16 protein-coding genes and 6 pseudogenes are annotated in these 20194 nt (G+C 70.8%); 16 read left to right on the top strand and 6 right to left on the bottom strand.

Annotated elements, in window-relative coordinates:
* Positions 1-209 precede the first annotated feature (209 nt).
* Positions 210-341, bottom strand: a pseudogene (locus ACEXOX_RS47275) (virginiamycin B lyase); the annotation flags it as partial.
* Between the two features lie 1274 nt (positions 342-1615).
* On the opposite strand from ACEXOX_RS47275, the pseudogene ACEXOX_RS47270 reads away from it, so the two are divergent.
* The 4 genes and pseudogenes from ACEXOX_RS47270 to ACEXOX_RS47255 all read left to right on the top strand — a co-directional run bounded on the left by ACEXOX_RS47270 (position 1616) and on the right by ACEXOX_RS47255 (position 5202).
* Positions 1616-2654 (top strand): annotated as a pseudogene (locus ACEXOX_RS47270) (bifunctional DNA primase/polymerase).
* A gap of 193 nt (positions 2655-2847) precedes the next feature.
* The gene (locus ACEXOX_RS47265; protein WP_406527139.1) at positions 2848-4194 is read left to right on the top strand and encodes a phage/plasmid primase, P4 family; all 1347 of its coding nucleotides are present in this window, start codon (positions 2848-2850) and stop codon (positions 4192-4194) included.
* Positions 4191-4594, top strand: a pseudogene (locus ACEXOX_RS47260) (DUF6009 family protein). The gene ACEXOX_RS47265 and the pseudogene ACEXOX_RS47260 overlap by 4 nt, the downstream one beginning before the upstream one ends.
* A 236-nt stretch (positions 4595-4830) precedes the next feature.
* Positions 4831-5202 carry a hypothetical protein gene (locus ACEXOX_RS47255; protein ID WP_406527138.1) on the top strand — a complete coding sequence of 124 codons (372 nt, stop codon included), beginning with the start codon at positions 4831-4833 and terminating at the stop codon, positions 5200-5202.
* Between the two features lie 226 nt (positions 5203-5428).
* Here the strand turns inward: ACEXOX_RS47255 and ACEXOX_RS47250 are convergent, their stop codons facing one another.
* Positions 5429-5731, bottom strand: coding sequence for a hypothetical protein (locus tag ACEXOX_RS47250; RefSeq protein ID WP_406527137.1), 303 nt, complete (start codon positions 5729-5731; stop codon positions 5429-5431).
* 380 nt (positions 5732-6111) lie between these two features.
* Here ACEXOX_RS47250 and ACEXOX_RS47245 point away from each other — a divergent pair, with 380 nt between their 5' ends.
* A complete protein-coding gene (locus ACEXOX_RS47245) occupies positions 6112-6636 on the top strand; it encodes a relaxase domain-containing protein (RefSeq protein WP_406527136.1) in 525 nt (174 codons plus the stop codon).
* Positions 6637-6840: 204 nt separating this feature from the next.
* Here ACEXOX_RS47245 and ACEXOX_RS47240 read toward each other — a convergent pair.
* Positions 6841-7440: pseudogene (locus tag ACEXOX_RS47240) on the bottom strand (DUF5753 domain-containing protein); the annotation flags it as partial.
* A 3-nt stretch (positions 7441-7443) separates the two neighbouring features.
* On the opposite strand from ACEXOX_RS47240, the gene ACEXOX_RS47235 reads away from it, so the two are divergent.
* Complete coding sequence (locus tag ACEXOX_RS47235; RefSeq protein WP_406527135.1) at positions 7444-7626, top strand: pentapeptide repeat-containing protein; 183 nt, start codon at positions 7444-7446, stop codon at positions 7624-7626.
* Positions 7627-7837: 211 nt separating this feature from the next.
* On the opposite strand, the gene ACEXOX_RS47230 is transcribed toward ACEXOX_RS47235, so the two are convergent.
* Entirely contained in the window at positions 7838-8242 is a 405-nt protein-coding gene (locus tag ACEXOX_RS47230) for a DUF6415 family natural product biosynthesis protein (protein ID WP_406527134.1), read from the bottom strand.
* Positions 8243-8440: 198 nt separating this feature from the next.
* Here ACEXOX_RS47230 and ACEXOX_RS47225 point away from each other — a divergent pair, with 198 nt between their 5' ends.
* The 9 genes and pseudogenes from ACEXOX_RS47225 to ACEXOX_RS47185 all read left to right on the top strand — a co-directional run bounded on the left by ACEXOX_RS47225 (position 8441) and on the right by ACEXOX_RS47185 (position 14666).
* A complete protein-coding gene (locus ACEXOX_RS47225; RefSeq protein ID WP_406527133.1) occupies positions 8441-9676 on the top strand; it encodes a hypothetical protein in 1236 nt (411 codons plus the stop codon).
* Between the two features lie 3 nt (positions 9677-9679).
* Complete coding sequence (locus ACEXOX_RS47220) at positions 9680-10219, top strand: N-acetyltransferase (protein WP_406527132.1); 540 nt, start codon at positions 9680-9682, stop codon at positions 10217-10219.
* A 573-nt stretch (positions 10220-10792) separates the two neighbouring features.
* Positions 10793-10936: pseudogene (locus ACEXOX_RS47215) on the top strand (LuxR C-terminal-related transcriptional regulator); the annotation flags it as partial.
* Between the two features lie 317 nt (positions 10937-11253).
* On the top strand, positions 11254-12240 hold the full coding sequence (locus tag ACEXOX_RS47210) for a ribosome-inactivating family protein (protein WP_406527131.1): 987 nt from the start codon (positions 11254-11256) through the stop codon (positions 12238-12240).
* A 61-nt stretch (positions 12241-12301) separates the two neighbouring features.
* Positions 12302-12634, top strand: a complete 333-nt coding sequence (locus ACEXOX_RS47205) for a hypothetical protein (RefSeq protein WP_406527130.1) — start codon at positions 12302-12304, stop codon at positions 12632-12634.
* 31 nt (positions 12635-12665) lie between these two features.
* The gene (locus tag ACEXOX_RS47200; RefSeq protein ID WP_406527129.1) at positions 12666-12860 is read left to right on the top strand and encodes a hypothetical protein; all 195 of its coding nucleotides are present in this window, start codon (positions 12666-12668) and stop codon (positions 12858-12860) included.
* Positions 12861-13083: 223 nt separating this feature from the next.
* Positions 13084-13701: a hypothetical protein gene (locus tag ACEXOX_RS47195; RefSeq protein WP_406527128.1), complete on the top strand. Its 618-nt coding sequence runs from the start codon at positions 13084-13086 to the stop codon at positions 13699-13701.
* 178 nt (positions 13702-13879) lie between these two features.
* A complete protein-coding gene (locus tag ACEXOX_RS47190) occupies positions 13880-14107 on the top strand; it encodes a hypothetical protein (RefSeq protein ID WP_406527127.1) in 228 nt (75 codons plus the stop codon).
* 277 nt (positions 14108-14384) lie between these two features.
* Positions 14385-14666: pseudogene (locus ACEXOX_RS47185) on the top strand (hypothetical protein).
* A 195-nt stretch (positions 14667-14861) separates the two neighbouring features.
* Here the strand turns inward: ACEXOX_RS47185 and ACEXOX_RS47180 are convergent.
* Both ACEXOX_RS47180 and ACEXOX_RS47175 read right to left on the bottom strand, forming a co-directional pair.
* Positions 14862-15248 (bottom strand): hypothetical protein, encoded by a 387-nt coding sequence (locus tag ACEXOX_RS47180; RefSeq protein ID WP_406527126.1) that lies wholly within the window; start codon positions 15246-15248, stop codon positions 14862-14864.
* 368 nt (positions 15249-15616) lie between these two features.
* On the bottom strand, positions 15617-18703 hold the full coding sequence (locus ACEXOX_RS47175) for a hypothetical protein (protein ID WP_406527125.1): 3087 nt from the start codon (positions 18701-18703) through the stop codon (positions 15617-15619).
* 342 nt (positions 18704-19045) lie between these two features.
* Between ACEXOX_RS47175 and ACEXOX_RS47170 the strand changes: the two genes are divergently transcribed.
* A partial coding sequence (locus ACEXOX_RS47170) for a trypsin-like serine protease (RefSeq protein WP_406527124.1) occupies positions 19046-20194 on the top strand: 1149 nt, incomplete at its 3' end.

The raw sequence follows: 20194 nt of genomic DNA, 5'->3' as shown, positions 1-20194 counted from the left end.
CACCAGGCACTCCACTGTGCGGAACGGGCCAACCGAACTAGTCAGTTCCCCGGCTACGAAATGTTGCAGGCGCAAAGGGTGAATGGGCTTGGTTCAGGCGTGAACCAGGGCAGATGCGGCGTGCCGATCGGACCACGCCGGCGTCTGGTGTGACGCGGCACCGGCATATGGCTGCCCTGGGCAGTTTCCGTCCACGGCTGCGGTCCCCCCCGTGCGATTCCACCCGTCCCAAGGGATGCCCACAGAGCGCCGTCGGGCCCCAGGCTGATGCCGCGCGGCTCGGACGACGGTGGCGGGAGGCGGTACTCGGCGATCTCTCCGCTGCCGGTGATGCGGCCGATGCGGTCGCCCCGCTCTGCTTCGGTCGCTCCAGGCCGGCGGACAGTTCCAGCCGCAAACGTCCGCGTCACGGTCTGCCACCAGGACCACGGCCTGCCCGGCGCCGGCCGACGCCGTCTGGTGGAGGTCACCGCATCATCCGCCTGCGGTGGTGACAGGCGTCCCCAGCCATCGCTCGACCTCTGTGGACCGTACTTTCCATTGCCGCGTCGGTCACACCGCGTTCGCCTGTCCTGTAGGAGGCCTGGCGCCGGGAAGCAGCGGGCCTGCCCGGACAGCCACCGCCACCTCGCCTGGCCGTCCGTCCGTCCGTCCGTCCGTCCAGCGCATCGCGGAACCTGCTTCAGCCCTGATCCTTACGCACCCGGCAGCTGCCCCTGAAAACTCACCGGAGCCCTCCAGGAGCCCGAAGGGCGGAACGCGGGCCCGGGAACACGGCGACGGCCAGTCGCTCACCTGTGAAGCGCAGCCAGCCGGAGCAGCGACCGTACTCGGCCCTCAGCGACTGGGCTGCTTCGGTCGCTGTTCCGTCCACCCGAAAAAACCGCAGGTGAACAAGGCCTGAGGTACCAAAAAGCGACTGAAGCGACTGAAGGCTGGTATCTATGACGCGCACACGCGCGCAGGAAAATGTCTTCATAATCCCGAACTTGAGTCGCTTCAGTCGCTAAGACTCGGCGAAACCGCCTCTGACCAGCGGTTTTGTTCAGTACTGAAGGGCAGTGACTGAAGCGTCCGAGTCCCTGCCAGATTCTGCGGAGTCACCGCGGGGCACCTCCTGCACGGCAGACGGCGTTCCTTCGGTCGCTGGAAGGACCTGCCGCTGCCGCTCGGTCGCTGCCGCCCGGCAGCGACCGAGCCGGAGGCCCCGACTCCGCCCCGTCCGGGCGGGGCGGAAGAGCTCTGCCTTCGGTCAGACGCCCCCTGCCTGGCCGCACAGCGACCCAAGCGACTCGGACGCAGGAGTGTCATGCCGCCGGAAGGCAAAACCTTTTTCTTACTTTGAGACCTCAGTCGCTTCGGTCGCTTCAGTCGCTTGAACCAGTCTGCGTACATACAAACGGTCGCGGGCCGCCCGCCACGCCGGGCACCTGTGACCCACGGCCGCAGTGATTCGCTACTGTGTGGTGCAACCGATTCCGAACTACAGTCGCTTCAGTCGCTGACCGCCGAGTGCACAGGCAATGACCTGCAGCTTTGGCAGCAACCGAAGCGAACAAGCAGCAGCACCGAGGACATCATCCACCCGACATCGCTCAGCCCGGACCCGCGCACCATCGCCCACTGGTGCGCGCAAGCAGGCTGGCCTGTCCACCCCTGGCCCCGGGACGCAAGACACCGGCCGCCAACTGCCGGGTCTGCTCCCTGCCGGGCCACCGCCACACCGACTGCCCCTGCCTCACCAGCGGACGCTGGTGCCACGGCTTCCACGCGGCGACCCTGGACCGGGCGCTCATCGACTCCTGGTGGTCCACCCGCCCAACTTTCGGTGTCGGTGTCGCCTGCGGCGCCGCAGGCCTGGTCGTCATCGACATCGACGCGCACACCGTCCCGGTGCCGGCGCGCGACGGGCTCTGGCCCGGCATCCCGGTCGGCGACCACGTCGATCTGACCGGACTGGAGAACGGCTTCCACACTCTGGCGGTGCTGGCCGCCCTGCGCGGCCAGCCCAGCCCCGCGGACGACGAGCAGACCCTGCGCGTGCGCACCCCTCCGGCGGACTGCACGTCTGGTACCAGGCGGGCCCCGGCCGCCGCTGGCTGTGCTCCAGCGGCTCCAGCACCGGCCGCGCGCTGGCCTGGCAGGTCGACGTCCGCGGCAGCGGCGGCTACATCGTCGCCCCCGGCACCACAACCGCCCAAGGCACCTACACCCCGCTGGGGGAGTGCCGCACCCCCGCGCCGCTGCCGCCCTGGCTGGCCGAGGACCTCACGCGCACCGGCCACCTCGACCGGCCCGCGCCAGAAAGCGTCCCCGCGGTGCCGAAGGTGCCGTCCCGCGCCCGCCAGGCGGTCGTCCAGGCCGGCGGCGGCCGGAACGCCGCCGCCAGCGCCCTGGAAACCGTCCTGGCGGAGGTCGTCGGCTGCGCGGCAGCGACCGAAGGGACCGGCTTCTCCGACAAGCTCAACCGCGCGGCCTTCACCGCCGGGGGACTCATCGCTTCCGGCCTGCTGACGTACGCCGCCGCCGAGCAGGCCCTGAGCGCCGCCGCCGAACACGCCCGACCCGGCCAGCACCACCGTTCCGCATCCATCATCCGCAGCGGCCTGAACGCCGGTGCCCGACGCCCCCTCTTCCCCGGAGGCCGCCCGTGAACGCCGGTGCTTTCGACCCGGCCGCGGTTGCCCGCGCGATCCTCAGCCAGGCCGGCCCAGCCACCCCCAACCCGCAGCTGCCACCCCGGCGACGCTGCTGCCCGCCCAGAGCGCCCCGCCCTCCCCGGGCGGGCAGGCCCCCTTCCGCACGACCGACACCGGCCTGCTGCCGGACTCGCTCACCGACCGCGGCATGGCCAAGACCTTCGCGCACCTCTACGCAGGCGACTACCGGCACGTCAACGGCCTGGGCTGGTACAAGTGGAGCGAGTACCGCTGGGAGCCCGACGAGCACGACACCGTCGTATGGGCCGCCGGCGACATGGCCGAATCCCTGGCCACCAAGGACCCCAGCGGCACCTACACCGACACCGAACTGCGCCGCGAACGCCGCCGGGCCATGTCCACCTCCGGCATCAAGTCCATGCTCCACCAGGCCCGCTCCGCCCACGGCATGCTGCTGGACGCCTCCCGCCTGGACGCCGACCCCTACGTCCTGTGCACCCCCGGCGGCATCGTCGACCTGCGCACCGGCCACATCAATACCCCCGATCCGCACCACGACTTCCACTCCCGCTCCACCACCACCGCCCCCCGCACCATGGCGACCCCGCGCTGGGACCAGTTCCTGACCGACACCTTCGGCGGCGACACCGAAGGCCGGGAAATGATCCGCTACCTGCACCTGCTGCTCGGCTACTCCATCACCGGCGACGTCGGCGCGCAGATCCTCGCCTTCCTGTACGGCATGGGCAAGAACGGCAAGAGCGTCCTGCTGGACGTCATCGTCAAGCTTCTCGGCGACTACGCCGACGCGGCCCCGCCCGGCTTCCTGATGGCCAAGCAGTTCGAGGGCCACCCCACCGACCTGGCCGAACTGCACGGCCGCCGCGTCATCGTCTGCTCCGAGCTCAAAGCCGGGGACCGCTTCGACGAGTCCCGCGTCAAACTCCTGACCGGCGGCGACATCATCAAGGCCCGCCGGATGCGGCAGGACTTCTTCTCCTTCGTGCCCACCCACAAGCTGTTCCTGCTCGGCAACCACCGCCCCGAGGTCGGCACCGGCGGCTTCGCTTTCTGGCGCCGCATGCGCCTGGTCCCCTTCGAACGCGTCGTCCCCGACGCCCGCAAGGTCGACAACCTGGCCGACATCCTGGTGCGCGAGGAAGGCCCCGGCATCCTCGCCTGGCTAGTCGAGGGCGCCGCCCGCTACCTCGCCGGCGAGAAGGATCTGACCGGCCCCGAACGGGTACGGGTAGCCACGACGGCCTACGCAGAGACAGAGGATCACATGGGACGCTTCCTCTCCGAGACCTGCAAAATCGAAGCCGGGCTCCGCGCCGAGCAAAAACACCTTTACCTCGCCTACGCCCGCTGGTGCGAAGCCGAAGGCGCCACCCCCGTCTCCTCCCGAGCCTTCGCCGGCCGCGTCCGCGAGACCCTCGGCATGACCTCGCCGAAGGAGATGGCCACCTCCAACTCCAAGAAGTACTACCCAGGCATCGGACTGATCGCCGACATCACCGAGGAGCAGGCGTGAGCGCCCTGATCGATCCCGCGGACCTCACGCACGAAACCGACCTCGTGTGGCTGGAGGACATCGCCGGTCTCGACTACGTCCGCCAGACCCTGGACCGCGTCTCCAGTCGGCGGCGCCAGCCCCCTACCACCGTGACGGCCGCCTCGTCGGCTACGCCGTCCTCGGTCCCACTGCCAAGGCATCCCGCGCCTCCGGAACCCACCTGCGCCGCGTCTTCTGGCTCGCCCCCCACGACCGAGACCAGCAACCCGCAGGGCTCTACGCCACTGCCGCCCCCTCCGAAGCCGTTGACCCCCGCACCCTCCAGCCCGGAGTCAAGGGCTACAAAACCGAACGCTCCGAAGGCGGCCCCGCCTCGGACGCCATGCGCGAAATGGGAATAACACTGCCCAAGGCCTAGCAGCCCACGTCACCACGGCCACGCCTGCGACCCTGACGACCTGGGGAACGATGGGTAGGGCCGAGAGAGGGCCACCGGTGTCCGGTCCGGTCACCCGGCCCTGCATATGCTTCCGGCATGACGGACGTTCTGGAATGGGAAGACCGCAAGATCGCTATGCGGGCCTGCTCCGCCCGGGCCCGCAGTACCGGTCTCGATGGCACGCTGCGCGCCGTGCTGTGGGCGGGGTGAGCTGTATGGCCGCGAAGAAGGGTCTGTCCTGGGGCCTCGCTGTCGCGATGGGCGTCATGGCGGTGAGCGTCGTCGTTGACTGGGGCCGGGGCGAGGGTCTGGACTGGGCCGTTGTGGCTTTCCTGCTGGTGGTGGGACCTCACGCGGTGGGCGAGGTGCTGCGGGCGTATGGCAGAGACCGCGCGGCGGCCCGGGCTGCCACCGTCTCGAACTGGCTGGTGCTCCCCGCCGGCGTCATTCTGTGGGCGGGCTTGATCGTCGGCTGGTCCCGAGGCGAGGGCACACCATGGCTCCCGTTCGCGGCGGCGGTGCTGATGCCGCTCGGCGCGGCGGTGATGGGCGTGACGGCCCTGCGCAGGCGCCGCGCGGCGGCCTGAGCGCCCGCAACCGGAAATCTTGGGGCCCCATCGCCAGACGCCGAGCCGCGCAGAAGATCTACCGTGCGCCGGCCTGAAGCCGAAGACGGCCCCGCGGCGCGCGTTCGCGAAACAGCAGGCATTCACGATGGCCGCGGCGCTGCGCAGCCTCGTGCGCAATACGGAGGGGCAAAGTGCGGGTTCATCGGCGTAGGACAGTGCGATCAGGACACAGCCAAGGGCGGCTCTAGGGGCCGGTGAGGATGTCGTGGGTGCCGATGCGGCGCCAGATTATGTGCGGGGTACCGGGGCAGCGCTCGGGACCGAATTCCCATGTGGCGCGGCCTGCGGGGCCGGTGCCCATGGACCAGGTGAGTTCGTAGACGCCGAAGGTCCGCTGGACGCGCTTGACGCGGAGGCCGGCGCGGAAGCTGCCGGTGCGCAGGTCCTCGACGAAGGCCGCGACGGTGCAGCGGAAGCGGCGGCGCTGTTCTGGGGTGAGGCGGTCCAGGTCGGCGGTGAATCGGGGCAGAACCTCGTAGGTGGGCACGGCGAGCTCCTCCAGGAAGCACGAAACCCCCGGCGCTGCCGGGGGCGATGGCTGTCTCGCTCAGGCGAGGGAGTTCGATTGCTTGGTGCTGGGGGCGTCTTCGGTCGTCGGGTGGGGGAGAGGCACGTGTACATACGCGTCTTGGCGACGGAGTCAGCTGGAGTCGGTTGTTGGGGTGCGTGGGACGTGTGTGGCTGGTCGCCGCACAGCATTTGCATGGCCCCTGTAGAGGCCGTGCATGACGCGAGAAGGGGTTCGCCCAGCGGGCGCGACGCCGTCGCCGGCGCCCGCCGTGCGGGATCGGCCGTGAACTTCCGGTGAATTTCCCGCCTCACGGGATCGGTCTTTTGCCCAGGTCAGAGCTGGTGTTCGCTGCCGGGATGCTGAGTGTTGCGAAGGTTCAGAGGCGAAATGCGTGGCGTTACTACGTGCGCGGGGTCGCCTTCGGTGACGGCCGTCGTCCGTCCGGCCGGCCCCTGAAGGGCGCCCTGGAGAAGGCCGGGCTTCCGCCCGGGGTGTGGATGGGGCGCGGCCTGGCCGCGCTCGGGCTGTCCGCCGGGCAGGCGGTGAGCGAGCGGCAGATGGAGCTGGTCTTCGGGCATCTGCGGCACCCGGACGCCGACCGGATCGAGCGCGGGCTCCTGGACGACGGCGTGGACCCTAAAGCGGTCCGGCTGGCGACCGCCCTGGGCCAGCCGGTCGAAGAGATCGAGCGACGCAAGGTGACCCCCTTGTTCGCGCTCGACTTCACCTTCCGGCCGCAGGCGTCCCTAGCCGCATCATCGCCGATGGACCGCAGCCGCAGCCGCAGCCGCAGCCGCAGCAGCCGGCCGCAGACGCGGCCGACCCTGCCAACCAGCAGCACCACACGCCCCGGCCTGATCAGGGCAGGGAGCGGGCCGTGAGCGCTGAGAGCCGCCGAGTAATCACCGCGTTCGCAGGGGACACTGCCCCTCTGCGGGATGCCGTTACCCGACTGCCGCAGGAGGGGCCGGGCGTACGCCGTATGACGACGTCGGCACGCCCCGAGGCGGCGACATTCCACGACGGCACAGCCGTGTGAGGGCATGCACCCTCAAGTTCGTGTATTCCGGTGGGAGCCTGCTGGCTCATGTGGTGGTCAGGGCGCGTCGGGCGGTGCTGATGTTGTGGGCATCAGTGCCGTAGACGGCGGACTCGCGCAGGGTGTGCCACGCCTTGCGGTACAGGGCGATGCTGTCCGCGTCGTCCAGCCACACCTCAGCGTGCCAGTCCTCGGTGACCACGAGGCGGTCGTCGAAGATCCAAAAGCCGTTGGCGGCGGGGAGCTTCAGGGAGGCGCTGAAGGGGATGACGCCGAGTTCCACGGTGTCCATGCCGATCAGGCATGTGAGCCGGTCGAGTTGCGCGGCCAGTGTCGACGGCGGGCAGATCAGTGCGCGCAGGGCGGCTTCCCAGGTGATGACGTGCAGCGTGCGGCCTGCCCGGTACAGCCATTCCTGGCGTTGGACCCGTGTGCGGACCGCGGCGTCGATGTCCACTGCCGGAGCCAGGAGTCCCGCGTACCGCTTGAGGATGTGCCGGGTGTAGACCGCGGTCTGCAGCAGGCCGGGGACCACGGCCTCCTCCCACACCCACAGACGGGTGCTGCGGTCGATCTCTGTGGTCAGGGTCTCGTGGACGGGGCCGAAGCCGTGTGTCAGGGCCCGGCGCCAGGACCTGATGTGTGAGGCATGGACCTGACCACTGCGGAGCTTCGCGGTGCATCTCTGCGCGATGCGGACTTGCGCGGCACGGACCTCACCGGCGCGAACCTGCGTGGTGCGGAGAACCTGGCGAGGGAACAGGTCGCCTTGGCGCATACAGACATCGGTACGCTGTTGCCGCCTGGCCTCCGTCCTCAACAGCGCTCCTGACCAGATGCAGGAACGACGGCTTGCCCGCCCGTCTGTGTACGGGCGGGCAAGCCGTCTGATGGTCTCCGGCCGGGGGCGCGGCCAGTCTGGTCCGGGGCAGGAGAAGGCGCAGGATTCCAGGTCGAGGACGATGCGGCGTTGGGCGTGTTGGGTGCTTTGGGCGGAGCTGATGGCGGTGCGGGGGCTGCGGGCGGGTAGTTGGAACGCTTCCTCAGGGCGCTGTAGTGGCGGGGGCGGGCCGTTCGGCAGCCTTCAGATGGTCGAGGCGTTTGTACAGTGCCCGTACGAGGCGGGCACGGTTTTGCACACAGGCGACCGTGGCGTCCGGCTGCGCTGCCAGGCGGCGTTCGGCTTCGCCGAGGACGACCTCGGCCAGGGCCCGCATCTTGCTGTTCTTGGGAAGTGCGGCGCAGCGGCGCTGGACGTCGCCGGCCACGGCCCGGGCGTGCCCGGTCAGCTGCAGGTTGATCTGTTCATAGTCGCGGGGGTGGAGCACCGGCTCCGGGCCGGTCCAGGCCAGGACGGCTGTGACCAGCGAGAGGTACGGTTCGCGGTCGAGCGGCAGGGCCTGCTCCCAGAGGCCGTCGGGGTCATACAGGATGTGCTGCTGGTCCATGTGCGCTGCCTTCTCGTGTGCGCTGCCCGTTCCGGCGCGCGGCGGGGACCGGAGCACGCCGGAACGGCTTACGCACAGACAACGCCGCAGCAGGCGTGCGGGCCATGACGAACCGCACTCCGCTCGCCCTGTCGGCCTTCTGACAAGTTGACCCGTCCTTTGCCCGTATGGAGTTGGCCGACGCCCTACCGTGACCTCATGGAGCGAGCGAGAAACCAGGCTCTCGGGGACTGGATGGACGAGCACGTCATCACCACCATCGAGCTGGCCGACCGGGTGAATGCGGCCCTGGAACAGCTGACCGGCCGACGTGGCTGCATCAGCGACCGGACCGTCTTTCGCTGGCTGTCCGGGGAGACCCCGTGGCCCCAGGCCCGCCAGCGCAAAGCCCTGCAGATGGTGACCGGCCATCCGGCGACCGGCTTAGGGTTCGTTCCCCGTACCGCTGCCGGGGAGGAGGACGAGGTGCGCCGACGCCGCTTTGTGACCGCGGCCGGTGGCGGCGCCCTGCCGAGGAGCGGCGCGGTCGGCATGAGCGACGTCCGGCGCCTGCGCGCACGGATTGACACCCTGGCCCACCACGATGATGCGCACGGCGGCAGCCGCGGCTTGGAGAATGCGGCGCTGCGCCGCGCCGACCAGGCGCAGGAACTGCTGCGACGCACGGTGGCCTCATCCCGGGTCCGCGGCGCGCTGTACGCGCTGGCCGCGGATGCGACCACCACGGCGGCCTGGGCGGCGATCGACACCCACAATCCCGCCCGGGCCACTGTCTACCTGCATCGGGCGCTCGCCCTGGCCGGAATGGCGCATGACGCGGACGCCGGACTGCGCGCCTGGCACAACATCAGCATGCTCGCCACGCAGCAGGACCGGCACACCGACGCCCTGGCGGCCGCCGAAGCCGCCCGCACCTCCCGCGCCGCCGCCCGCGACCCGCTCTACGCCTCCCTCGCCCACGCCCGCACCGCCTCCTGCCACGCCCGCACCGGCAACCGGCAAGCCGTCCTGCGCTCCCTGGGCTACGCCGAGCGCTCGTTCACCCGCGCCGACACCACCGCCTGGCGCCCGGGCTGGCTGCGCTTCTTCGACGCGGCCGAACTCCACGGCCTGGCCGCCGTCTTGCATCAGCGCCTCGGGCAGTACGACCTCGCCGAATACCGCGCCCACCACGCCCTGGCCCAGCTGCACCCCGACCTGGTCCGCAACCGCATCTACTACACCGCCACGCTCGCCCTGTCCCAGGCCGCCCAGCGCAACGCCGAGCGGGCATGCGCCACCGCCGACCAGGCCCTCGCCCTGGCCGGGCCGGCCCCGGCCTCCGCGCGCATCCGCACCCTGTTCGGCCAGGTCCGCACTCGCCTGTCCGCCCTCGCGCCGTACGAGCCGGCCGCCGCCGACTGGCTGCACCGCACCGCCCCGCCTTCCCGGTAGGAGATGAGCGTCGTGTCCGAGAGCCTGCTGCAGCTTGTCCACGCCGACCGGTACCGCGAGGTCCGCAGCCTGCTGCTCGACGTCTACCGCGAGATCTACGCCGATGAGGACCAGACGTTTCACTTCCATGACATGGACCGGTTCGCCGAGCGCGCCGACATGTACGCCTCCCTGGACGGCTGGTGCGCTGTCCTCGGCCGCACGGGAGACAGCGGGGGAGGGGTGACCGGGTACGCCTTCGGTGCCCCGCTGCCGGCCGGCTCCGCCTGGTGGAACTCCGCCGCCGATCCGCTGCCGGACGACTTCACCCGCGAGGACGGCCGGCGTACCTTCGCGGTCTTCGAGGTCATGGTCCGCCGCCCCTGGCGCGGCACCGGCGAGGCACACCGACTCCACGAACGGCTCCTGCGCGGCCGGCCGGAGCAGCGCGTCACGCTGCTGGTCGACGCGTCCCACCCGGGGTGCGGCGGCGCTACGAGCAGTGGGGCTACCGAGTTCTCGGCAACCAGCAGCCCTTCGCCGACGCCCCGGTCTACACCATGATGCTCCGCGCCCTGGCCCACGGCTGAGGCCGTGGTCGTCAGTTACGCCTACGGCGCCGCTGACGGTCGGTGCCTTGTGGCGGAGCGGCCTGTTGACCGACGTCACCCCGACCGCCACGGAGGAGATCGGCAGCCGCACGTACGCGCTTGGCAAGCTGGTGATCCGCTTCCTCCTGGTGCAAGGCCGGTGCCGCCAAGCAGTTGCAGACGCGCTGCTCGGAGACCGTCCCGAAGAACGCGCCACGCTGCTGGCCGACCCGAGCCATCCCAAGGCCCACGCGCTCTCCGAGGGCTGGGGCTGGAGCACCCCGGCGACCTTTGACCCGCATCCCCGACGTCCCGCTCGTCCACGCCATGCTCCTGCCGCCCCACTGACCCGCTGGCGTTCTCAGCCGTGGCCCGCGAAGACGGCGACGCGCCAACTGGCCACCGCGAGGACTGCGGCACCGTCTCGACCGGCGTCGACCGGCTCGCCATCCCCGTCGCCGGAGCAACGCGAGCGTCTGGAGCAGCTCGCCGACGCGTATCGGCTGCGGGCGGCGCCGCGCGCGGCGCCTAGAAGCCCAACACCTTCCTTGGGCTTCTGGCCCAAGGCGACACCGACGCGGACATCGCCACCCGCCCGGGCATGCGCGAAAGCACCGTCAAGACCCACGTGCGCCGCATCCTCACCGCGCTGGAAGCCGACAACCGCGTCCAGGCAGGCCTTTCGGCTCGCGGTGATCCGGCCCCTGACCTGCCTGCTGGCAGGCGCCCATACAAGCGGGCGGGGCCACAGCGAGAGCGGTACCGAGGCCGACATTAGAAAACCATTAGGTTCACAGGACAAAGTGATGGACATCCGCCGTGGCCGTGGCGTTGCCCGCCTCGGCTTCGGTGGTCGGTTCGGGCTGCCTTTTCTGCTCAGGCGGCCTGTCGCCGATGGGCAGAAGCGGCGGCTGTCATGCGTCCCCACCACTGGCTGCTTATTTGCCGTCAGGTTATTGCGGAGTCTCACTGTGGGTCTCCGTGCAGAAGCATCATGGGAGAGCTTTAATGCATCCGATATCCGCCATACGCCGCGTCGGCAGGCGACTTGGCGTTCTGTGTCTTGCCCTGCTCGCCACCTGCGTGCTGGTGAACGCCGACGTGACACCGGCGCGCGCGGACACCACCCAGCCATGGACCACCATCGAGTGGGACATCACGGGGATGAAGAACAAGGTCGCCAGTCCGGGCGCCGCCAGCACCTACCGCGTCATGATCGCCCGCCTCCGGGATATCTCCAGCCATCAGATCCTCAACGAGGTGCGCGACAGCATGCCGCAGGGCACCGGCCGTTACATCGAGGTCAGGATCAGGGACCGCAGCGAAACCAATCAGCACCGGCTGTCCCTGTATTTCCGCGCGGACAATCTCTACCTCGACGGCTTCACGGTGGTGGGGCAGAACTACCGCTTCAACAACGCCCCGGCGGCACTGGTGACGGGCTTCACCCAGCACTACAACAACCAGGGCAACATGCTGTTCCGCACCCTCCCCTACAGCAATCACTACAGGGACCTGGCCTCCGACACGGCCCGTGGCGAAGCCCGGTACGCTGCGACCAACGTGCACGAGTACCTCAACGTGATGGCGCAGCTCACGCCGGGCAACTGGCATGAGGCGCGGCCCGAGATCGCCTACATCATCGGCGCCACCGCCGAAGCCGCCCGCTTCGGTTGGATCGAAAACCGCATCGGCCGGAGCATCGGCGCGGGCAGCGACAACGACGGGCAGGGCTACTACGCCAACATCGATGGGTTCGGCGTGGACCTGGAGACCAACTGGGCGCGCCTGTCGCACATCGTGCACCAGGGTATGGCCAACGAGACCGTTCCCCGCGCACAGCACGCCCTGATCAACGGACGCCGCTACGCGAACCTCCAGGAGATCCAGTACGGCACTGTGCAGGACAACCGCAACGGGCCCGGCCTCACCCCCTCCTCGCCCTCTACGGCGCCTGACGCCACCCGGCGGGGCGCGGCCCGCCGCGTCCCCTGACCGACGCCGGCACCAGGCACTCGGGCACTACGACCAGGCGCAGGCCGCCACCGTCCAGGCTTTGGACCTGCTGCCGCCCGCGATGCGCCGCTCCCGCGCCTACTACGGCGTCCAGCTCGCCGAAATCCACCTGGCCCAGAGTGAGCACGAGCAGGCCGCGCACACCGTCGCGGCCCTCGACGCCACATCCCTCGACAGCCGCCGCATCACCGGCCGGATCGCCGCCGTCCAGCACACCCTCACCACTCAGGAGCCGCCCGTGACCGCCGGCATGGCCATACGGCACTACGACCACCGCCACGCCGCCGAGCTGCGCCCGCTGCTGCTGGAGGTGTACGCCGAGGCGGCGAAGACCGATCCGTTCGCGACCGTCGACCGCTTCGCCCAGGGCTGACGCCTGGAGCACGAAGCCCGGCTGGACGTGCGTGGTCGGCTACGACGGCGACCAAGCCGCCGATTACGCCTACGGTGCCCCGCTGGCGGCCGGCGCCCCGTGGTGGGGCGGCCTGCTCACTGACGTCGCTCCGGACGTCACCGAGGAGACCGGCAGTCGGACGTACGCGCTCAGCGAGCTGATGGTCCGCGCCCCCTGGCGCCGACGTCTCCAAGCAGCTGCATGACGCCCTGCTGGCCGACCGGCCCGAAGAACGCGCCACGCTGCTGGTCGGCCAGTGCCATCCCAAGGTCCACGCGCTGTACGAGTCATGGGGCTGGCAGACGCTCGGCGACCTCCGGCCCCGCCTGCCCGGCGCACCCGTCTTCCACGCCATGCTGTGGCCACTTCGCTGACCGCCACCCTGGTCGGTCAGCCCGGTCCAAGACGGGCGGTCTACCGTGTGCGGCATGACAGGTGGGGAGCAGGGACAGGGGCCGGAGCAGGATCCGGAGCAGGGACAGGCGGGGGAGCGGGGCCCGGGACGGATGCCGGAGTCGACGTGGGAGCACTGCGTGAGCTGGGGCGCCCTGATGATTTCTTACCTGGAGGAGGCCGGCCGGCCGGCGCCCAGTGAGGAATGGGCGCTGACCCTGGCTGAGCCGGACCGGCGTCTGGTCAACGCGCTGTTGGCGGCCGCCATCTACGAGCAGGCGACGACGGCGGTCCTGGTGGGGCCGGAGACCGACCGCGTGTTGCTGTGCGCGCCGGAGGGGCGCGGGGTCACCGGGCTGCTGACGAAGCAGGCTCTGAAGTGCGTCGAGACCGTGCCCACCAACGACCCCCGTACCGAGCTGGGCCGGATCGAGCGGATCATGCTGACCGAGCACGCGGGTCACTTCTACGGCCGGGACCTCTGGGAGCGGGTGCTGCGCGTCACCCAGGGGGCGGCCGCAGCGGTGGCCCGGGCCGTGGCGGGGCAGCGGTACTGGGAGACTGAGACACCGCTCAGCTCCTTCGCAGCGCTGTACCAGCGGATGCGCCAGCACCGCGGTATCGCCGACGCGCTCGGCGATCAGGACTTCTGACGCCGGTGTGGATGCCGGTGACCGGGGCCTCGGGCACCGGCATCGGGACGCCGCTTCGCCCCACTCCAGTGCACCGCAGTCAACAGCCTGCCGCGCGGGGCGGTACGCCGTACGGCCGCAGGGCCAGTCCCGGCGGCCTCCGGGTGCACGGGGCCGGTGGCGGCCGCAGGGTGGAGGGGTGGATGCTTCTGCGCCCCGGGTCATCGTGCAGCCGCCGGCACCGGCCGGCGGGCGGCGCGTGGGCGCCGACGGCACCGTCCTGGGCCTCACCTACGGACCGGCCGATCTTCGGGAGTTCCTGCGCCGGGCGGGCGCCGACCCTGACCAGATCGATCTGGAAGGGCCGGACATCGAATGGCGCGGCGGCGGACCGGACATCTGGAGCCCGCCGGACACCTCCGCATAGCGAACACCGTGCTGCCTGGGGTCGCTCGGCTGCGGTTCTTCCCTCTCCCGGGTGATTCGCTGCCGACACACGAACCGAGGGGCGGCCGGGGTGGTCTGTGCCTTGCATGAAGCCGATCAGTGAGTGGGCCCGCGACCGCGGACGCGACGACGCGTGCCGGCATGATCAGCGCCAGCCCGTACCGGCCCTGGACCTGGAGACGGGCCGGTCCGCCATCGTTCGCTGACCTGAGTAAAGGGCGTCCGGGTTGTCGGTGGGTGCTGGGAGCCTGGCCGGTATGGACAGGGACAGGGATGAGGAACTGCTGCGCGGCCGGGTCTACGGCACGGACTTCGACGATCCGCACCCGGGTCCGCGGCCAGGCCGTGCGTAGGCGGAGCTGGTGGGCGGGCCGCTGGACGGACTGCTGCTCGACATCACCGGCTGGACAGCGCAGGAGATCGCCGGCGGGGCCGCGCTGATGACGGAGATCGGGCAGTTCGGCGCCGGCGGGCGGGCGCTGTACGAGCCCCGGCCGGGAGACGCGAGCCGGTGGGACTGGGACGGCGACGTCCCCTGAGGTCCGGGTTACCGCCGGGACGGACGCAGCGGCCGCGGCGCGGCTCCGTGCGATGTGCCGCAGCACGATCCCCTGTCACTACCCCGACCAACGTCGGCAGGTCAGTAACAGCCGACAAGCTGCGAACACCGTAGGGCTCGTCTGCCGGAGTTGTTCTCGGGCCGGCGGCGCATCGCGCGCGTCTTGCCGCCTCCACTACGACAGCGCGTACGCCACAAAGCACATGACGATGACGGTGAAGACGGCGAACATGGTGTAACGCGCGGGGACGTCGTACTTTTCCCGCTTCACGCCCCGGTTGATCTCCTCGGCGTACTGGTGCATGAGTTTCCGCGAAGGGAAGAGGCCGATCGTGATCCCGACCCAGCCGAAGGAGTACTGAACCAGCATGTGCTGCGGTGACCAGTGCTGGTGCTGGAGCTGTCCGGTCAGGATGATGCCCAGACAGCAGGCGACGGAGATGGCGGGGAAGACGATCTTTCCTTTGCGGCCCGGTACCCACCTGGTCATGGCGAAAGAGAAGAGGAACGTTGCTGCGGCCGCCATGAGTACCAGGTAGGCGAGGGGCAGGGATGCGAGCACGGGGTGGTCCTTTCGGCACGCGGGGCGCGGGGCCGGTGCCCCGTACGAGGCACCGGCCTCCGCGGCCTGCGAGTGCGGATCGGGTCAAAATCCCAGCGATCCCAGCAGGCCGGTGACCGGCGAAACGAGGTCGTGTCCGAACTGCGTAATCTTCGTCACGACCTTACTGGCGCCGGCGGCGCCGATCCACTTGGACTGGCCGAAGGTGATCAGGCCCAGGGCCGCGCTTCCGGCGGAGGCCCAGAACTCGCCGCTGGTGAAGCCGTGTTCGATGCCCGTGAACAGCGCGCTGAGCCCGCCGAGCGCGACGGAGGCGATGGCGAGACCGCCCGCGATGGGTTCGAGGATGGGAGCGGCGGGCGGGAAGATCAGGCCGGCGACGCCGAGACCGGCCGATGCGAAGCCGGTAACGATGCTGGCCCGGTTCGTGATGTCGGCCCACCAGCCGGCGTTTCGCCACCAGGGGTGTCGTCGCCCTTGACCTGGTCGTTCTCAGGCGTGTCGATCGGGTTCTTGCCGCTCTCTCTGGCCTTCTTTGCGGTCTCGGCCGCGGCTCTGGCCGCCGCGGCGATCTCGGCCTGACGCTTGGCCGCGGCGATCGAGCGGGCCTGGCTCGCGGCCGCCGCGGCCGTCCTGGCGTCCTTGCCCGCCTGGACGGCGGAGGCGCGGGCGCTGGCGGCCGAGGCCTGCGCGCTGTTGGCCGAGGCCGTCGCGCGGCGCGCCGCGCCCAGCGCGCGGTTGGCGGAGAAGTTCGCCGACCGGGCCGCCGATCGGGCGGTGGCGGCGGCCTTCTTCGCCTCGTTCGCCGAGGCCTGCGCGGCGGCGGCCGACTTGTCGGCGGCGTCCGCGTTGTCCTTCGCCTCCTTGGCGTAGGAATTCGCGCGGTCGGACGACTTCTGGGCCTTGTCCGCCCACTCCAGCGCGTCCTTCGCCGCGTCGCGCGCCTTGGCCGCGGCCTCCTGGGCGCGCGCGGCGACTTCCTGCGCCTTGTGGGCGATCTTCGCGGCGGCGGCGATCGCCCCGCGGATGGCGGCGATGTGGGTGGCGGAGTCGTGGTCGAGCTGGGCGGTCTTGTACTGCACCGAGGCGACGAAGTTGCGGCGTATCCACGCGGGCCCTTCCATCGCGGCCTCTGCGTGCGCCTTGGTGTACGGGCCCGCCTTGGCCAAGATGGACGCGGTCGCCACCGCGTCGTCCTCCTTCAGCGCTTCCTGGTAGGCGGAGTTGAAGAAGGTGTGCAGCGCCTTGGGTGAGCCGTCGTCGAGCGCGGCGGTGACCGCGCGCCGTACGGCGGCGCCGGGCCCGGTGGCCAGGATCCGGGAGATCTGGACGCGGTTGTCGTCCGCCGCTGCCTGGATGGCACCGGATTCCAGGAACGTGGTGGGGGCGTCCGGGGCGTCGCTCTCCAGTGCCTTCTGCGCCGCTTCGGCGATGGTCGGGCTGGAGATCTGGGCCAGGTAGAGAACGGTCTCGCGGTCGTCCTGCCCCTGCGCCAGGGCCCGGTCGGTGTCGATCCAGGCGTGCACGTCGGCGTCGGTGCCCGCGAGGGCGAAGCGGGCCGCTTCCCTGCTCCACGTGCCGTGCGATTTGCTCAGGGCGATGGCGGCCTGGCGGCCCACCGTGGCGGCCTGGGCGAGGTCACCGGCCTTCAGTGCCGCTGCGGCCCGGTCGATGAGGTCCTTGGTGGCCTGGTCGGTCTGTTTTTCCTGTGAGCGCTTTTCGGCGAGTTCGGCCCGCTCCTGCTGCTCGATCTGGGCCAGCAGCCGGGTTTCCTCCCTGGCCTGCTTCGCGTCTTCGTCCAGGCGCTGCCACTCGGCCTCGCGGGCCTTCTTCTCCACCTCGATGGCCTCGGTGACGGCCGTGGTGGCGTTGTTGGCGGCCCTGGTGGCCTCGTTGGCGAAATCCTGGGACTTCTTCGCGTACTCGACGGCCTGGCCCGCGTACTTGGCGGCCCATTCGGCGGCGTCGGCGGACTTCTCCGCGTGGGCGGCGGCGGAGTTGGCCGCGTCGCGGGCGGTACGGGCCGCCTTGGCGGAGGCGTTGGCCAGGGCCTGGGCGGTGCCGGCGGCGTTGGTGGCGATGGCGGCGTTCGCGTTGGCGATGCCCGCCTGGCGCTTGGCCTCGGTGGCCTCGGCGCGCGCCTTGCCGGCCGCGGTGGCGGCCGTGGCGGCGCTGGAGGCGGCGGAGGCGGCGTTGCGGGCGGCGGAGGCGGCGGCGCCACCGGCGGAGGCGGCCTGCGCGGACGCGGCGGCGGCGTGGTCGGCGGCCTTCGCGGCCGTACGGGCCTTGGCCGCGGCGTTGCGCGCGGCGACCGCGGCGTTCTTCGCGGCGGACGCCTGTGAGGCGTTCTTGGAGGCGGCGATGGCGGCGTGGTACGCGTGGGCGGCGGCGCTGCCCGCGGTGGCGGCCGCGTGGCTCGCGGCGGTCGCGGCGTAGGCGGCCCGGCGGGAGGCGGCGACGGCGGCGTGCGAGGCGCGGATCGCGGTACGGGCTGCGTCCGCGGCGCCCTTGGCGGCACTGGCCGCCTTCCGGGCGGCCTTGCCCGAGGTAACTACGTCCTCCTGGGCGGCCTCGGCCTCGGCCGCCGCCTTCTGGGCGGCTTCCTTCGCCTTCTCGGCCGCCGTGACGGCGCGGGCGGAGGCCTCGTCGGCGAGCTTGGCCTGCGCGTCGGCCTGCTTGCCCTCGCGCTCGACGACGGCGACGAGTTCCTCGATCGTTGCGGATTCCTGGTCGCGGGCGCGCGCGATGTGCTGCCCGGTGTCGAGGAACCACTCGACGTCCTGGGCGGATCCGGACAGGGCGCGGGAGGCGTACTTCCTCACCTCGGGCCCCGCCTCGGTGAGCATCTTGGACACCTCCACCCGCATGTCCTCCTGGCGCGCGGTGTACTGGCCCGCGGTGAGGAAGGCTTCCAGGACCGGCTGGGTGCCGGCGTCGAGGGCGGCGCCGGCTTCCCGGCGTACGGCCTTGTCACCGGTCGCCATCACCGTCGAGGTGGCCACCCGCAGGTCTTCCAGGACGGCGGGCTTGAACCCGCCCTTCAGGAAGGCCGCGATGGCCGCGTCACCGCCCTCGATCGCCGCGACGGCTTCGCGGCGGATGCCCTTTCCGGCACCGGCCAGGGCGGTCATGATCGCGACCCGGTTGTCCTCCACCGTCACCCTGGGCAGTTCCTCGGCCAGGAAGGTCCCGATGTCGGCGTCGGTCCCGACGAGGGCCCGCTCGGCCGCCGCGCGGGTGGCCTTGCCGCCGAGCATCCACGCCTTGACGGCCTTGGCCCGGTCGGTGTCGGGCAGGGCGAACGGATCGTCACCGGTGCCGCCGTCCGAGCGAGCCGCTGCCGGAGCTGCCGCGGCAGCGAGGGGACTGAGGACGAGACTTGAGGTGGCGGCGACGGTGCCGGTGGCCGCCAAAACGGTGAGTACGCGTCGCCTGCTCCAGTAGGTGGTGTCCACGGTGGTCCTATCTGACGGCGCCCGGCGGCAGGTCACGGGCAGGCTCACGAGTGATCAGCACGTCCACGTCCTGTCATGAGTGCAGGAGTTGAGCAGTGCCGTGGCAATGCGCCCTTGCGACGATAAGCGCATAAAGATGATGTTTTCTATCTGTATAAGCGAAGTAAAGGTGTGACAAGGGACACAAGTAGTCTTCCTGCGCCTTAGTGTGACTTGTCTGTATTTTTTCCCAGTGCCTCCCAGCGCGAGATCGCGCTCGAACCCGGCCATCTCTGCGCGTGACACGGCCTGCTCTCGAAACGGGCGGGCGCGGCTCGGCCCACCTTCAGCAAGGGACCTTGTATGAAGCTCACACGGCGGTTCATCGCCACGGGTGCGGCGGCAGCAGTTTGCATGGCTGCCGTCAATGCCACCTCCGACACCTCCTTCTTCGTGCCGTCGATGGCGACGGTCGCCCACGGCGAACCCGGTTACGCGATCGAGGACTTCGCCTACCCGGACGCGGACAAGATCAAGACGGAGAAGGGGATCACCCTCAAGCGCGGCGACGGCCAGATCCTCCTGGCCGAGTGCGGCAGTTCCCCGGGCCTGATGGAGATCTGGTCGCGGAAGAACGACAAGACCTGCTTCCAGGTCACCGGCGCCTCCGGCTACCTCGCGCTGGAGATCCCGGCCGTCTTCTCGGTCAAGGGCAGCGCCGACCAGGCGGCGGACATCACCCTCACCGCGCCGGACGGCAAGAAGCAAGAGGTCAAGGTCCCGAAGAACGAGTGGACGCCGGTCGGCGAGCCCACCGACCCGCAGACCCGCGAGCACACCCTCGTCGAGATCGCCGTCGGCCGGTACCAGCCCGCCCCGCTGACCGGCGACCCGGCCCGCCCCTGGCTGACCCGGATCACCGTGAACACGCCGGGGCAGGAAGGCGGCCGCAACTGCAGCGGAGCCCTCGTCGACCGCACCTGGGTGCTCACCGCGGCAAGTTGCTTCACCGACGACCCGGCCAAGGCACTGCGGGCCCCGGCCGCCCCCGCGCTGGACGCCACCGCCAACTTCGCCGGGCGGGCCCCGGTGAAAATCAACTACCTGATACCCCGCGGTGACCGGGACGTCCTGCTCGCCCGCCTGGACACCCCCGTCACCGACATCACCCCCGCCACGCTCGCCGGCAGCCCCTCCCCCGACGGCGCCGCGCTGGTCGCCGCCGGGTACGGCCGTACCGACACCGCGTGGCTGCCCAGGAGCCCCCACACCTCCGGCGTGACCCGCGCCGGCGCCACCGCTACCACCCTCGCGCTGACCGGCGGCCGGATCTGCAAGGGCGACACCGGCGGTCCGGTCCTCGACGCCGACGGACGCATCACGGCGGTGCAGAGCCGGGCAGACCACGCCGGCTGCCTGGGCCAGACCGGACAGGGCGACGGCGCGGTCGCGGCCCGGACCGACACCATCGTGCCGTGGCTCGACGGCAGCACCTTCAGCGGCAAGGCGCGG

The sequence above is a fragment of the Streptomyces sp. Ac-502 genome (assembly GCF_045222935.1).
Classification (GTDB): Bacteria; Actinomycetota; Actinomycetes; order Streptomycetales; family Streptomycetaceae; genus Streptomyces; species Streptomyces monomycini.
The sequence above is the reverse complement of the archived record's forward strand: the minus strand, read 5'-3'. Positions and strand labels throughout refer to the sequence as shown.

What these genes read in the sequence shown, in the direction of transcription:
- ACEXOX_RS47255 (WP_406527138.1), top strand. Translation starts at nt 4,831, where the DNA reads ATGGCCGCGAAGAAGGGTCTGTCCTGGGGCCTCGCTGTCGCGATGGGC.
- ACEXOX_RS47265 (WP_406527139.1), top strand. Translation starts at nt 2,848, where the DNA reads ATGGCCAAGACCTTCGCGCACCTCTACGCAGGCGACTACCGGCACGTC.
- ACEXOX_RS47230 (WP_406527134.1), bottom strand. Translation starts at nt 8,242, where the DNA reads ATGGACCAGCAGCACATCCTGTATGACCCCGACGGCCTCTGGGAGCAG.
- ACEXOX_RS47210 (WP_406527131.1), top strand. Translation starts at nt 11,254, where the DNA reads ATGCATCCGATATCCGCCATACGCCGCGTCGGCAGGCGACTTGGCGTT.
- ACEXOX_RS47235 (WP_406527135.1), top strand. Translation starts at nt 7,444, where the DNA reads ATGGACCTGACCACTGCGGAGCTTCGCGGTGCATCTCTGCGCGATGCG.
- ACEXOX_RS47245 (WP_406527136.1), top strand. Translation starts at nt 6,112, where the DNA reads ATGCTGAGTGTTGCGAAGGTTCAGAGGCGAAATGCGTGGCGTTACTAC.
- ACEXOX_RS47225 (WP_406527133.1), top strand. Translation starts at nt 8,441, where the DNA reads ATGGAGCGAGCGAGAAACCAGGCTCTCGGGGACTGGATGGACGAGCAC.
- ACEXOX_RS47195 (WP_406527128.1), top strand. Translation starts at nt 13,084, where the DNA reads ATGACAGGTGGGGAGCAGGGACAGGGGCCGGAGCAGGATCCGGAGCAG.
- ACEXOX_RS47220 (WP_406527132.1), top strand. Translation starts at nt 9,680, where the DNA reads ATGAGCGTCGTGTCCGAGAGCCTGCTGCAGCTTGTCCACGCCGACCGG.